This window comes from Bradyrhizobium sp. USDA 4486, from assembly GCF_054057995.1.
Window position 1 is genome coordinate 3,973,934 of sequence record NZ_JBSRZV010000001.1, and the last position, 13,895, is coordinate 3,987,828.

The 13,895-nt window shown below is 65.1% G+C and carries 10 protein-coding genes and 1 pseudogene; 8 read left to right on the forward strand and 3 right to left on the reverse strand.

Features of this window, described 5'->3' with window-relative positions:
• Nucleotides 1–280: 280 nt before the first annotated feature.
• The 7 genes and pseudogenes from ACVWY3_RS19360 to soxA all read left to right on the forward strand — a co-directional run bounded on the left by ACVWY3_RS19360 (nt 281) and on the right by soxA (nt 6,459).
• On the forward strand, nt 281–730 hold the full coding sequence (locus tag ACVWY3_RS19360; RefSeq protein ID WP_456839900.1) for a (2Fe-2S)-binding protein: 450 nt from the start codon (nt 281–283) through the stop codon (nt 728–730).
• A 12-nt stretch (nt 731–742) separates the two neighbouring features.
• A complete protein-coding gene (locus ACVWY3_RS19365; protein ID WP_456839901.1) occupies nt 743–2,929 on the forward strand; it encodes a molybdopterin cofactor-binding domain-containing protein in 2,187 nt (728 codons plus the stop codon).
• Nucleotides 2,930–2,977: 48 nt separating this feature from the next.
• A complete protein-coding gene (locus ACVWY3_RS19370; RefSeq protein WP_456839902.1) occupies nt 2,978–4,261 on the forward strand; it encodes an FCSD flavin-binding domain-containing protein in 1,284 nt (427 codons plus the stop codon).
• 214 nt (nt 4,262–4,475) lie between these two features.
• Nucleotides 4,476–4,892, forward strand: coding sequence for a sulfur oxidation c-type cytochrome SoxX (gene soxX / locus ACVWY3_RS19375; protein WP_456839903.1), 417 nt, complete (start codon nt 4,476–4,478; stop codon nt 4,890–4,892).
• Nucleotides 4,893–4,896: 4 nt separating this feature from the next.
• Nucleotides 4,897–5,364 carry a SoxY-related AACIE arm protein gene (locus ACVWY3_RS19380; protein ID WP_456839904.1) on the forward strand — a complete coding sequence of 156 codons (468 nt, stop codon included), beginning with the start codon at nt 4,897–4,899 and terminating at the stop codon, nt 5,362–5,364.
• Complete coding sequence (soxZ, locus tag ACVWY3_RS19385) at nt 5,364–5,681, forward strand: thiosulfate oxidation carrier complex protein SoxZ (RefSeq protein ID WP_456839905.1); 318 nt, start codon at nt 5,364–5,366, stop codon at nt 5,679–5,681. The genes ACVWY3_RS19380 and soxZ overlap by 1 nt, the downstream gene beginning before the upstream one ends.
• Nucleotides 5,678–6,459: pseudogene (gene soxA, locus ACVWY3_RS19390) on the forward strand (sulfur oxidation c-type cytochrome SoxA). Before soxZ ends, soxA begins: the two are co-directional and overlap by 4 nt.
• 49 nt (nt 6,460–6,508) lie before the next feature.
• Here the strand turns inward: soxA and ACVWY3_RS19395 are convergent.
• The 3 genes from ACVWY3_RS19395 to ACVWY3_RS19405 all read right to left on the reverse strand — a co-directional run bounded on the left by ACVWY3_RS19395 (nt 6,509) and on the right by ACVWY3_RS19405 (nt 10,211).
• Complete coding sequence (locus ACVWY3_RS19395; protein WP_456839906.1) at nt 6,509–8,161, reverse strand: regulator; 1,653 nt, start codon at nt 8,159–8,161, stop codon at nt 6,509–6,511.
• A gap of 10 nt (nt 8,162–8,171) precedes the next feature.
• Nucleotides 8,172–8,870 carry a cysteine hydrolase family protein gene (locus ACVWY3_RS19400; protein WP_456839907.1) on the reverse strand — a complete coding sequence of 233 codons (699 nt, stop codon included), beginning with the start codon at nt 8,868–8,870 and terminating at the stop codon, nt 8,172–8,174.
• Between the two features lie 387 nt (nt 8,871–9,257).
• Nucleotides 9,258–10,211 (reverse strand): hypothetical protein, encoded by a 954-nt coding sequence (locus tag ACVWY3_RS19405; protein ID WP_456839908.1) that lies wholly within the window; start codon nt 10,209–10,211, stop codon nt 9,258–9,260.
• 160 nt (nt 10,212–10,371) lie between these two features.
• Between ACVWY3_RS19405 and ACVWY3_RS19410 the strand changes: the two genes are divergently transcribed.
• On the forward strand, nt 10,372–13,848 hold the full coding sequence (locus ACVWY3_RS19410; RefSeq protein ID WP_456839909.1) for an indolepyruvate ferredoxin oxidoreductase family protein: 3,477 nt from the start codon (nt 10,372–10,374) through the stop codon (nt 13,846–13,848).
• The last annotated feature ends 47 nt before the right edge of the window (nt 13,849–13,895 follow it).

Genomic DNA, 13,895 nt, shown 5'->3' on the forward strand with positions numbered 1-13,895 from the left:
GCCGGCGACTTGCACCCCGGCAAAAGGGACAAAGTGTGGCCTGCGCCATGCGCGGGAACCCGCGGACGTCGCCTCAAGCCGGGGCCTGACGCGCCGGGAAAGGTCGCGCAGCCCCGCGCGGCCGGGGCGAGGCAAAACACCGCGGGTGCCCCAATCTTCCCGCAGCCGCGAGAATCTTCGATAGCTGCCCCTCGGACTCTTGATTTGAAGAGTTCCAATTTGGCGGACAAATTGAACCCCTGAGCCCAATCGGTGGATTGGACCCAATCAGGGGACTGCGATGGCAAACCTAACAATCAACGGAAAAACCTTCACGCTCGACGTCGAGCCGGATACGCCGCTGCTCTGGGCGATTCGCGAGAATGCCGGCCTGACCGGCACCAAATACGGCTGCGGCATTGCGCAATGCGGCGCCTGCACCGTCCACCTCGACGGCGTGACGATGCGCTCCTGCGGGATCTCTGTCGCCGAGGCCGAGGGTAAGAAGATCACCACGATTGAAGGGCTCGCCTCCGGCGCCACGCTGCACAAGGTGCAGGAAGCCTGGATCGCCCAGGACGTACCGCAATGCGGCTATTGCCAGAGCGGCATGATCATGGCTGTCGCCGCGCTGCTGAACGAGAAGCCGAAGCCGACCGACGCCGACATCGACGAGGCCATTACCAATATCTGCCGCTGCGGCACCTTCCAGCAGGTGCGCGAGGCGATCCACACGATCGCAAGCGCGTAGAGGAGCCGCCCCATGAACAAGCACGTCTCTCCCAAGATGAACCGCCGTGCCTTCGTCATCGGCACCGCCGCTGTCGGCGCCGGCCTCGCAATCGGCCTCGATCTCCCGTTCGGCGGCCCCGCCGTGGTGCGCGCGGCCGACGGCTCGCCGGAGGTCAACGCCTGGGTCGTGGTCCGGCCCGACGACACCGTCGTGATTCGCATCGCCCGCTCCGAGATGGGCCAGGGCTCGCTGACGGGCCTCGCCCAGCTCGTCGCCGAGGAGCTCGAATGCGACTGGACCAAGGTCACCACCGAATATCCGACGCCGGGCCAGAGCGTCGCCCGCAAGCGCGTCTGGGGCGATTTCTCGACCGGCGGCAGCCGCGGCATCCGCTCGTCGCAGGACTATGTCCGCAAGGGCGGCGCCACCGCGCGCGTGATGCTGATCGAGGCCGCCGCCAATGCGTGGAAAGTGCCGGCCTCCGAATGCACCGTCGCCAACGGCGTGATCACCCATACGCCGTCAGGCAGGACCACGACCTACGGCAAGGTCGCCGAAGCTGCGGCCAGGCTGACGCCGCCGGCCGACGTCAAGCTGAAGGAGCCCAAGGACTGGAGGCTGGTCGGCAAGGGCGTGAAGCGGCTCGACACCGCCGACAAGACCACCGGCAGCATGATCTACGGCATCGACGTCAAGCTGCCGGGCATGCTCAATGCCGCCATCAAGGACTGCCCGGTGTTCGGCGGCAAGCTGAAGAGCTACGACGAGGCCAAGATCACCGGGATGAAAGGCGTCAAGAAGGTCGTCAAGGTCGGCGATACCGCGGTCGCGGTCGTGGCCGACACCTGGTGGCACGCCAAGACCGCCCTGGAAGCGCTGCCGATCGTCTGGGACGAAGGCGAGAACGCCAAGGTCTCCAGCGAGTCCATTGCGAAGTGGCTGGCCGAAGGCCTGAACGACGACCAGCCGGCCTATGTCGGCAACAAGAACGGCGACGCCAAGGCCGCGATCGCCGGCGCCGCCAAGAAGGTCGAGGCCGTCTACTCCTATCCCTACCAGAACCACGCCACCATGGAGCCAATGAACGCCACCGCGCTCTACACGCCGGACAAGTGCGAGGTCTGGTGCGGCACGCAGAACGGTGAAGCGGCCTTCGCAGCCGTGCTGGAGGCCTCCGGCCTGCCGGCGGAGAAGTGCGACGTGCACAAGGTGATGCCCGGCGGCGGCTTCGGCCGGCGCGGCCAGACCGACTATGTCCGTCAGGCGGTCTTGGTCGCCAAGCAGATGCCGGGCACGCCGATCAAGCTGCTTTGGTCGCGCGAAGAGGACATGGCGCACGGCCGGTATCACCCGATCACCCAGTGCAAGATGACCGGCGCGTTCGACGCCAACAACAATCTGGTCGCGCTGCACTACCGCCTCTCCGGCCAGTCGATCCTGTTCTCGCTGCGTCCTGAGGCGCTGCAGAACGGCATGGACCCCGTTGCGTTCCAAGGGGTCGCCCAATCCGGCGAGGCCGCGTTCGGCTATTCGGTGCCGAACCTGTTGATCGAGCATGCGATGCGCAATCCGCACGTTCCGCCCGGCTTCTGGCGCGGCGTCAACGTCAATCACAACGCGATCTACATGGAATGCTTCATGGACGAGCTGGCCCAGGCCGCAGGCCAGGACCCGCTCGAATTCCGTCGCAAGCTGATGGGCAATCACCCCAAGCATCTGGCGGTGCTCAATGCGGTCGCCGAGAAGATCGGCTGGAGCACGCCAGCGCCGCAGGGCGTCTATCGCGGCATCGCGCAGGTGATGGGCTATGGCAGCTATGTCGCCGGCGCAGCCGAGATCTCGGTGACCGACGGCAGCAAGATCAAGGTGCATCGCATCGTCGCCTCCACCGACCCCGGCTACATCGTCAATCCGGCGCAGGTCGAGCGGCAGATCGCGGGCTCCTTCGTCTACGGCCTCTCCGCCCTGTTCTATGGCGGCTGCACCGTCAAGGACGGCAAGATCGAGCAAACCAACTTCGACACCTACAATTCGATGCGTATCAACGAGATGCCGAAGGTGGAATCGGTGATGGTGCCGAGCGGCGGGTTCTGGGGCGGCGTCGGCGAGCCGACTATCGGCGTTGCGGCTCCGGCGGTGCTCAACGCCTATTTCGCCGCGACGGGCAGGCGAGTCCGCTCGTTCCCGCTGCGCGACCAGAACATCACCTTCGCTTAAAGTAGCATGCTGCGGCGACGCGAGAGTGCCGCCGCAGTCCTTTTGCAGATGCCCCTGATGACCACGCGCCCGGTGACACGGCGCAATGCCGTGTTCGGCATCACCATGGCGGCCGCGACGCTGGCGCGGCCATCGATCTCGCGCGCGCAATCCACGGCGCGCATCGTCGTGGTCGGCGGCGGTTTCGGCGGTGCGGCCTGCGCCCGCGCGCTGAAGCGCGCGCAAGCAGACTTGCAGATCATCCTGATCGAACCCAATGCGGTCTTCATCTCCTGCCCCCTCAGCAACGAGGTGATCGCGGGCCTGCGCGAGATCGACGCGCAGCAGTTCGGCTACGATAAGCTCGCGGCCGACGGCGTCATCGTGATCGGCCAGGCCGTGACCTCGATCGAAGCGCAGCAGCGCAGGGTCATGACGGCAGATGGCGTCGCGCTGCCCTACGACCGCCTCGTGCTCTCGCCCGGCATCGACTTCCATTTCGAGGCCCTGCCCGGCTACGACGAGGCCACATCGGAAAAGATGCCACATGCCTGGAAAGCCGGCGCACAGACGCTGCTGCTGCGCCGCCAACTCGAGGCGATGGAGGACGGCGGCACGGTTGCCATCGCGGTCCCCGCCAATCCCTCGCGGTGTCCGCCGGCGCCCTACGAGCGCGCCAGCCTGATCGCGCACTATCTGAAGACGAAGAAGCCGCGCTCGAAAGTGCTGGTCCTCGACGCCAAGGACAACTTCTCGCAGCAGCGCCTGTTCGAGAAGGCGTGGAAGGAGCTTTACGGCGACATGATCGAGCGCATCGCGCTGTCGCAAGGCGGCCGGGTGACCTCGATCGATGCCGCAACCAAAACCATCGTCACCGAGTTCGGCAACTATACGCCCGATGTCGCCAACGTCATCCCGCCGCAGCGCGCCGGCCGCATTGCCGAGATCGCAGGCGCGACAGATGCGACCGGCTGGTGCCCGATCGATCCTGTCACCTTCCAGTCAAAGCTCGTCAAGAACATCCATGTCATCGGCGACGCCTGCCTCGGCGGCGGCATCCCCAAATCGGCATCGGCCGCGAGCGCGCAGGGCAAGGCCTGCGCCGCTGCGATCGTGGCCCTGCTCGCAGGTCACGCGCCGGAGACGCCGCGGCTGACCGGCGTCTGCTACAACACCGTCGCACCTGGCTACGGCTTCTCGCTCGCCGGCAACTATCAGCCCAGGGGCGACATCTTCGCCGAGGTCGAAGGCGGCACGACGAGCCCGGTCGTTGCGCCGCGCGAGCTGCGCGGCCGTGAAGCGGCGGAGGCCGAGCGCTGGTTTCAAACCATCACGGCGGACACCTTTGGCTAGAGCAATGATAGAGCGAGCCTGTCGCCACGAACAAAGTGTGCCCCCTCCCCCGCCTGCGGGGGCGAGTTGGGGAGAAGGTGTCTCCGCCCGCGAGAACCCCCAGGAGGAAAGACCCCTCACCCGCCGCTGCGCGGCGACCTATCCCGCAAGCGGAAGAGGTAAGCTGAGTTCGCGACGATCCTGGTTCCTTCATCGAGCGCTTGCGATTTCAGCAATGGTCGTGACGAGCCTGGCCGTGCCTTCCCAAGCCGAAGAGCTCACCTCCTACCAGATCGTCGGCGACGGCATTCCACAATCCCTCACCGGCACTCCCGGCGATGCCGCGCGCGGGCGCGCGCTGGTGCTGGCGCGCACGACGACCTGCATTCTCTGCCATTCCGGCCCGTTCCCGGAAACGCGCTTCCAGGGCGACCTCGCGCCTGATCTCTCAGGCGCCGGGAACCGCTGGACGGCGAGCCAGTTGCGGCTTCGACTGGTCGATGCCGCGCGTTTCAACCCGCAGACCATCATGCCGTCCTATTATCGCAACGATGGCCTCGTCCGAGTCGGGCGCAATTTCGCCGGCAAGCCGATCTTGTCGGCTGCGGAGATCGAGGACATCGTGGCCTTTCTTGCAACGCTTCGGGACTAGCTTCATGCCGACCACGCGACGACAATTTTTCAGCCTTGCCGGAAGCGTCACGGTCGCCGGGACGATCCCGATCCTCACGTTGCGACCGCTCGAGGCAACGCCAGCGATGCTCAGCGCCGCGATCCGCAACGTCGTCGGCGAGGCACCAATTCGCGCTGGCAAGGTCAAGCTCGACATTCCGCCGCTGGTCGAGAACGGCAACACCGTGCCGATGACGGTGAGCGTCGCAAGCCCGATGACGGCGACCGACTACGTCAAGAGCATCCATGTCTTCAACGAGAAGAACCCGCAGCCGAACATCGGCAATTTCTATCTCAACCCCTCCTCCGGCCGCGCCCAAGTCTCGACGAGGATCCGCCTCGCCGATACCCAGAAGGTGGTCGCGATCGCGCGCTTCTCGGACGACACGTTCTGGCAGATTGCCGCGGACGTCGTCGTGACGCTGGCTGCCTGCACCGAGGAGTTGAACTGATGGCCGCGCTCATCAACGTTCCTGCAAGGGCCAAACGCGGCGACATCATCGAGATCCGCACGCTGACCTCGCACATCATGGAAACCGGCTTCCGCCACACCGTCGACGGCGCGCTGGTGCCGCGCGACATCATCACGAGTTTTACGTGCCGCTACAACGGCGCCGAAGTCTTTCGCGCCGACCTGTTTCCGGCGATCGCCGCCAATCCGTATCTGTCCTTCTTCACCGTCGTGAAGGAGAGTGGCAAGTTCGAGTTCGAATGGATCGGCGACAACGGCTATTCGTCCACCGCATCGGCATCGATCACCGTCGAATGAGATTTTGGCGCGCGATAGCGGCGGCGATACTGCTCGTCACGGTCCCTGCCCTGCGCGCCGGTGAGATCCCGCCCGATGCGCGCCGGTCCGGCTACACCTTCATGGGTCCTGATACCCGCGCCATGCAAGATGACGATACCGCCAATCCCGGCATGCTGTTCGTGCTCGACGGCGAGGCGCTGTGGGGGGCAATAAGACCGGCAGCGCCGACAAGGCCTGCGCCGATTGCCATGGCAATGCGCGCAGCAGCATGAAAGGCGTCGCGGCACGCTATCCCGCCTTCGACAAGAGGCTTGGCCGTCCCGTCACGCTGGACCAGCGCATCAACCTCTGCCGCGCCAATCATCAGCAGGCAACAGTGCTGCCTTACGAGAGCCGGGACCTGCTGGCACTGTCCGCCTTCATCGCCCACCAGTCCCGCGGCATCGCGATCACCGCGGGCGACGATCCGCAACTCAAGCCCTTCGTTGTGCAGGGCCGCGATCTCTTCATGCAGCGCGAGGGTCAGCTCAACCTCGCCTGCACCAATTGCCACGACGACAATTTCGACAAGCGTCTCGCTGGCTCACCGATCACACAGGGACAGCCGACCGGCTATCCGCTCTACCGTCTGGAATGGCAGACGCTCGGATCTCTGGAGCGTCGCTTGCGCAGCTGCATGACCGGCGTCCGCGCCCAGGCCTATGATTACGGCTCGCCCGAGCTGGTCGCGCTCGAGCTCTATTTGATGTCGCGGGCGGGCGGCCTGCCGATCGAGGCGCCGGCCGTGCGGCCTTGAACGAGAGCGGCCGGGGCATCGCCCGGCCGCCCGCAACGATCGCGACGCTCTACTCCGCCGGCGCGGCGTGCATCTCCGGATGTGCGGCGTAGTGCTCGCCGGTGCCGAGCTTGCTGGCCGCGAACAGGCCGGCCGACATCACGGCATAGGCGAGCGCGACCGCCGGTGTCACGCCAAACCCGCCGCCGATGCCGACGGCTTCGCCGTGCATGAAGCCGAAATAGGTCATGATGGCACCGGCCAGCGCGAAGGCGGAGGCCTTTTCGAAATCGCGCTCGATGATGAAGACACCGATCGCGCCCAGGATGAGGCCGCCGAGGATGGAGCCGCCGCCCATCACCTCCAGGCCGTGATAGAACACGCCCTGCTGCGGCAGCGCCGCGATCGCGGCAGCCTTGACCGCGTCGGCCTTGTCGGCGGCCATTCCTCCGACGGTCGCCGCAGCCGTCATGGTTGACCCGAGCATGGTGTCGATCTGGAGCTTGGCCCAGGCCGCAAGATGCGGCGTCAGCGCCAGCACGATCGCGGGCGCGTGCTTGACTGGCGTGGTCTGGAACGCCTGCGCGCCGATGAGCATGCCGATATAGAGCAGGATCGGCGAGATCGCGACGACAGGCACCAGCGCCAGCAGCACCGAGATGATGCCGAACCAGGCCAGCACCACGACCATGATGCCGGTCGCAGCCGAATAGCCGATGCGGCCGCCCATCGCCTTCCAGCCGGGATGGCCGATATAGACTGCGTTGATGAAAGGATTGCCCATCAGGCAGCCGATCAGGCTGACGACGCCGTCGGCGGTCAGCACGCGTGTGGTCGGATATTCGTCGCCAGCCGCTTCCGCGCTCTCGACATTGTCCATGGCCTCGACGAGATCGTAGATGCCGAACGGAATGGCGGTGACCAGGATGATGCCGAGGAATTCGAAGCCCGAGAAAACGTAGCCAACGGCCGGGATCGGCACCGAGAAGCCGAAGTTCGCGAAAGCGGCTCCAACACCCGCGATGCTCAATCCGCCAAGGCCGAGCCCGAACAGGTTGGAGCCCCAGGCGATGATCATGCCGGCCGCGATAGCGACGAGGCCCGCGGGAATGCCGCGCCAATACTTCACGCCACCGAACCAGCTCACCAGGATGATGGCGAAGCAGACCAGACCGATCTGCGGCGTCATGTACATTTCGAGCGCCGGCCGCATCGAGATGAACGTAACCGATACGCCGGCAAGCGTGCCGAGCAGCGCCGCACGCGGCGTGATTTTTCGGATGAATGGGGCAATGAAGCCACCGATCATAAGAATAAAACTTTGGAAGAACACCCAAACGAGTCCGGCCGACCAGCCCTTCAGCGGATCGCCGGTCTTCAGCGTGATCGGCAGCATGATCACGAAGGTGACGATGAACATGTGCGGCACGCTGACGCCCGAGGGCAGCGCGCAGACGTCGCTGCGGCCGGTCTTCTGCGCCAGGCGATAGGCGAGATACGCGTAATAGAAGGTCGACAGGCACATCATCAGCCCGAGCGCGGGCAGGATGCGGCCGAACACGAGACTATCGGGCATCTTCAAGACGAAGCGGAGCAGGCCCGTGAGCACCAGCATGTTGACGAGGATGTTGGTGCCGAAGCCGAAAAACGCGTTCCAATCGCCCGATGTCCATAGTGCCGGCTTGAAGCTGGACTTGCCGGCCGTCCCCGTCAATGTGCTCATGATACTACCCCTATGTGGTCGAAATTTTCATTGCCTCCAGGACTGCGGCTGAATCCGCGACCCAGCCGAAGATGCCGCCCTGGGCCTTGATCATCTTCAGGCCCATCTCGTGAAACTCGGGGAAGTAGGACGCGCAGCCGTCGGAGATGACGACGCAGCGATAGCCGCGGTCATTGGCTTCGCGCACGGTGGTGTTGACGCACACTTCGGTGGTGACGCCGCACACCAGCAAATTCTCGATGCCGTATTTCTCCAGCACCTCGCTGAGCTCGGTGGCGTAGAACGCGCCCTTGCCGGGCTTATCGATCACGACCTCGCTGTCGAGCGGATAGAGCTGCGGGATGATGTCGTGGCCAGCCTCGCCGCGGATGAGGATGCGGCCCATCGGGCCGGGATCGCCGATGCGTAACGACGGTGCACCGCGCTCGACCTTTGCCGGCGGCGCATCGGACAGATCAGGCAGATGGCCCTCGCGAGTGTGGATCACCAGCATGCCGCTCTCGCGCGCCGCCTTCAGCACCGCGCCGATCGGCTTTACCGCACGCGCGAGCTGGCTGACGTCGTTCCCCAGCGTCTCGCCGAAGCCGCCGGGCTCCATGAAGTCGCGCTGCATGTCGATGATGAGGAGCGCGGTGCTCGCCCAGTCGAGCTTGATCGGCTCGGGCTCGGCGATGATGACGCCCTTTGTCGACTTGCTTGAGTTCAACATGACGCCCCCGCGAGAACTCTCTTTCCGGAGAGTTCTGCAAGCGCCGTGCCATTGTGTACAATTGCGGAGACGAGCAGGTCGCAAAGGAAATCGTTGCGTAGTCAGAAGGTTACGCCGGCGATCGAGGTCTGCTTATTCCCTGTGCGACGGCTTTGCGACGCGCATTTGCTTAAAGGATGAGCGGGTAAGCGGCGCCCTCCTTCGCTGTCAATCCTGGGCGACGCTCTCTCGTCTCCCTCTCCCCGTTCTCACGGGAAGAGGGTTGGGGTGAGGGGCTGCTTCCGCAAAATCGGTGAGCGTTGAACTCGCGGAGACTCCCCTCACCCGGAATTTGCTCTCGCAAATGCCGGCCGCTCCGGCACGCGAGGGAGAGGCGAAGTGCGAACACTACCGCCCAGCCCCATACAGCTGCCGATACTCATTCTCATATGGCGCATACGAATCCTTCAGCGTCGCCATGTTGAGCAGCATGGTCGCGACCATCGTGCCCGCCTTGTCGAACACGCGCGTCTTCACCCAGGCGCTCTCGGTTCGGCGGCTGCCGGACAGCGCGACCACCTCGCGCTCGACCTCGTACTCTTCGTCGACGAAGAGCGGGCCCTTCACCAGCCTGATTTCCTGATCGGCGAACAGGCCGACCGCCGGGCCCTTCGCCGGCAGGGGATCCTCCTTGGAGCGGTACTGGAACAGGACGCTCAACATCTCCATCGGAATGATGGGCCTGCGCCACGGATTATCGGCGGTCGAGTAATAAGGCGAATTCTCGGTGATGACAGCGAGCTTCTGCCGCAGCGAAAACGGATAGAGGTCGCCCATATTCTGGTCGAACGCCATCCGTACCGCCTGCCGCTGGCTCGTCTGCGCCACCTTCACGTCGCGCAGGATCACGGGATCGGTCAACGGCTTGAGCTCGGTAAGACGCGCTTCGAGTGCAGTCTGAGCGTGCGGCTCACCGAGCGAGGCCGTGCCGCGCAGCACCTCCGTGCCATCGCGCTTCACCATCTGGATCTGGCACTGGCTCGTCCCCGGCAACGGCTTCGACAGGATCGCCTGCACCTCCTCGCCTTCGTAGCAGACGCTGCGGTAATGCGCGGAGAGGCAGCCGGTCTCGAACCAGGCGTGTCCCCACAGCCGCGCGCCGAGCGGAGCGAACTGGCTGAAATGGGTCGGGCCCTCGATGGTGCCGCCCTTGAAGCCGAGCTTTTGCGCGGTCGTGTCGTCATGGATCGAGGCGTGCGCGTCGTAGGTTTGCGCCTGCAGCATCTGGCGCGGCTGACGCCACGGCCCGGTCAGGGCCTCGGCCGTCTCGGTGATCTCGGTGTCGAATGCGTTTGCAGCCATGGTGCTCTCCACTGCAAGCCATGACTAGCAGGAGCGCCACGGATGCGGCCAGCGATATTGACTTCGCGGCCCCATGCTTTTGACTGTCACAATTCGCGTCGCGCAGCCGCACCCCTCCCGCAGCGCAACCCCCGCCGAACGAGACACGAGGATTTCTGAAATGACGCTGATGCAGGTCGAGCTGGATGACAAATACCGGCTCGAATCGAAGCGGATCTTCCTGTCCGGCACGCAGGCCCTGGTCCGCCTTCCCATGTTGCAGCGCGAACGCGACCGGCTCCAGGGACTCAACACGGGCGGCTTTATCTCGGGCTATCGCGGTTCCCCGCTCGGCATGTACGACCACGCGCTGTGGCGCGCGAAGTCGCACCTGCAGCAGCACGACATCGCCTTCGTCCCCGGCCTGAACGAGGATTTGGCTGCAACCGCGGTCTGGGGCAGCCAGCAGGTCGGCCTGTTTCCGGGCGCCAAGGTCGATGGCGTGTTCGGCATCTGGTACGGCAAGGGTCCCGGCGTCGACCGCTCGGTCGACGCGCTCAAGCATGCCAACGCGGCCGGAACCTCGCTCAACGGCGGCGTGCTCGCGCTCGCCGGCGACGATCATGGCTGCCAGTCCTCGACGCTGGCGCATCAGAGCGAGCAGGTGTTCGCAGCGGCGCTGATCCCCGTGATCAATCCCGCGACGCTGCAGGACTATCTCGATCTCGGTCTCTACGGCTTTGCACTGTCGCGCTTCTCCGGCTGCTGGGTCGGCTTCAAGGCGATCAGCGAGACGGTCGAAAGCTCGGCCTCCATCTACAGCGATCCTGAACGCATCAAGATCGTGCTTCCCGATGATTTCGAGATGCCGCCCGGCGGCCTCAACATCCGCTGGCCCGATCCGCCGCTGGAGGCGGAGAAGCGCCTGTTCGGCCCGAAGATGGCAGCGGTGCAGGCCTTTGCCCGCGCCAACCGGCTCGACCGCATCGTGCTCGATTCCAGGCCGGCCCGGCTCGGCATCGTCGCAACCGGCAAGGCCTATCTCGATCTGCGCCAGGCGCTCGCCGACCTCGGCATTACTGACAAGGACGCGCAGGATCTGGGCTTGCGCATCTACAAGGTCGCGCTGACCTGGCCGCTGGAGGAAAGCGGGGCAAGGCGCTTCGCCGAAGGCCTTCAGGATGTGCTGGTGGTCGAGGAGAAGCGCGGCTTCATCGAAGACCAGCTGATGCGCATCCTCTACAATGTGGATGCATCGAAGCGTCCCATCGTCACCGGAAAGCGCGACGAAAACGGCACGCCGCTGCTGCCGAGCGAAGGCGAGCTGACGCCCACCATCGTCGCGGGCGCGCTGGTAAACCGCTTGCGCAAGCTCGGCCATCACAGCCCCGTGCTGGAGCAGCGGCTCGCCCGGCTCGAGGCGTTCGACAATCCCGTCACATCAAGCTCGCAGATCAAGCTCGCGCGTACGCCATTCTTCTGTTCGGGCTGCCCGCACAATTCCTCGACGCGCGTGCCGGAGGGCAGCCGCGCCATGGCCGGCATCGGCTGCCACGGCATGGCCCTGAGCATGCCGACACGTCGCACCGACCTGATCTCGCATATGGGCGCCGAGGGCGTGAACTGGATCGGCCAGTCGCCCTTCACCAACGAGAAGCACATTTTCCAGAATCTCGGCGACGGCACCTACACGCATTCCGGACTCCTTGCCCTTCGCGCCGCGTCGGCCGCCGGCATCAACATCACCTACAAGATCCTCTACAACGACGCCGTCGCGATGACCGGCGGCCAGCCGGCCGAAGGCGCCTTCAATGTCGCGCAGATCGCGCATCAGGTCTGGGCCGAGGGCGTCAAGCGGCTCGCGATCGTCTCGGACGATCCCAGCAAGTACCCCGACGGCAACTACTTCCCGCAAGGGGCGACCATCCATCACCGCCGCGAGCTCGATGCCGTGCAGCGCGAGCTGCGCGACATCAAGGGTCTCACCGCCATCATCTACGACCAGACCTGCGCGGCAGAGAAGCGCCGCCGCCGCAAGCGCGGGCTCTATCCCGATCCGGCCAAGCGCGCCTTCATCAACGAGCTCGTGTGCGAAGGCTGCGGCGATTGCTCGCTGGCCTCCAACTGCGTCTCGGTGCAACCGCTGGAGACCGAGTTCGGCCGCAAGCGCCAGATCGACCAGTCCAACTGCAACAAGGACTTTTCCTGCGTCGAGGGATTTTGCCCGAGCTTTGTCACCGTGCATGGCGGCACGCTGAAGCGAATGAAGACCTCGGCGGTCGATTCCGGGCAATTGTTCGCCGATCTCCCGCTGCCGCCCGCGCGTGAGCTGGACGGCCCCTACAACATCCTCGTCACCGGCATCGGCGGCACCGGCGTCATCACCATCGGCGCGCTGCTCGGCATGGCCGCCCATGTCGACGGCCGCGGCTGCTCGGCGCTGGACTTCACCGGCCTGTCGCAAAAGAACGGCGCGGTCATGAGCCATGTGCGCATCGCGCCGAAGCCGGAAGATATTTCCGCCGTCCGCATCACCACCGGCGGCGCCGACGTCATCCTCGGCTGCGACATGATCGTCTCAGCCGGCCCGACTGCGCTGAGCCGCGCCGAGCGCGGCGTGACCAAGGCCTATATCAACGCCGACCTGCAGCCGACCGCGAGCTTCGTGCAAAACCCCGATCTCGATTTCGAGATGGGCACGATGCAGACCGTGCTGCGCGATGCCGTCGGCGACAAGAACCTCGACATCATCGACGCCACCGGCATTGCCGCGGCGCTGATGGGCGACAGCATCGCGACCAATCCCTTCATGCTCGGCTTCGCCTTCCAGAAGGGCGCGATCCCGCTGTCGCTGGAGGCCCTGCTCCGCGCCATCGAGATCAACGGCGCAGCGATCGAGATGAACAAGCTCGCCTTCACCTGGGGCCGCCTCGCCGCCCACGACATGTCGCGGGTGCGCAGCGTGCTCCAGTTCAAGAACCGGGCGTCCGCACCGACAAAATCGCTCGATGACATCATCGCAACACGCGCGGAGTTTTTGACCGGCTATCAGGACAAGGCCTATGCCGATCGCTATCTGGCGGCCATCGCCAAGGTGCGCAAGGCGGAAGCCGCCGCCTCGCCCGCGTCCATGGAGCTGACCGAGGCCGTCGCCAAGAACCTGTTCAAGCTGATGTCCTACAAGGACGAGTACGAGGTCGCGCGGCTCTACACCGACGGCAGTTTTGCGAAGAAGGTGTCGGAAAAGTTCGATGGCGACTTCACGCTGAAATACCACCTCGCACCGCCGATCTTCGCAAAGCGCGACAAGGTGACTGGGCGACTTCAGAAGCAGGAGTTCGGCGGCTGGATGGTCCACGCCTTCCGCGTTCTTGCAAAATTGAAATTCCTGCGCGGCGGCGCGTTTGATCCGTTCGGCCGCACCGAGGAGCGTCGGGCCGAGCGGAAGCTGGTCGAGGATTACTTTGCGATGATCGATCAGCGCATGCCCGGGCTGAGGGCGGAGCAGATCCCGTTGCTGGCGCGGCTCGCGCGCGTGCCCGAAACGATCCGCGGCTTCGGCCACGTCAAGGAAGCCAATATCAAGTTGGCGGCGGCCGAGAAAGCGCGGCTGGAGGCGGAGCTCGAGAACAGCCGCTTTGCGGCGGCGGCGGAATAGATTGTGGAACGCGCTCGCCATTCACTCGGTGTCATCGCCCGGCTCGA

Excerpts from the sequence above, each read along its gene's own strand:
- ACVWY3_RS19360 (WP_456839900.1), top strand. The coding sequence starts at position 281 with ATGGCAAACCTAACAATCAACGGAAAAACCTTCACGCTCGACGTCGAG.
- ACVWY3_RS19365 (WP_456839901.1), top strand. The coding sequence starts at position 743 with ATGAACAAGCACGTCTCTCCCAAGATGAACCGCCGTGCCTTCGTCATC.
- ACVWY3_RS19370 (WP_456839902.1), top strand. The coding sequence starts at position 2,978 with ATGCCCCTGATGACCACGCGCCCGGTGACACGGCGCAATGCCGTGTTC.
- soxX (WP_456839903.1), top strand. The coding sequence starts at position 4,476 with ATGGTCGTGACGAGCCTGGCCGTGCCTTCCCAAGCCGAAGAGCTCACC.
- ACVWY3_RS19380 (WP_456839904.1), top strand. The coding sequence starts at position 4,897 with ATGCCGACCACGCGACGACAATTTTTCAGCCTTGCCGGAAGCGTCACG.
- soxZ (WP_456839905.1), top strand. The coding sequence starts at position 5,364 with ATGGCCGCGCTCATCAACGTTCCTGCAAGGGCCAAACGCGGCGACATC.
- ACVWY3_RS19395 (WP_456839906.1), bottom strand. The coding sequence starts at position 8,161 with ATGAGCACATTGACGGGGACGGCCGGCAAGTCCAGCTTCAAGCCGGCA.
- ACVWY3_RS19400 (WP_456839907.1), bottom strand. The coding sequence starts at position 8,870 with ATGTTGAACTCAAGCAAGTCGACAAAGGGCGTCATCATCGCCGAGCCC.
- ACVWY3_RS19405 (WP_456839908.1), bottom strand. The coding sequence starts at position 10,211 with ATGGCTGCAAACGCATTCGACACCGAGATCACCGAGACGGCCGAGGCC.
- ACVWY3_RS19410 (WP_456839909.1), top strand. The coding sequence starts at position 10,372 with ATGACGCTGATGCAGGTCGAGCTGGATGACAAATACCGGCTCGAATCG.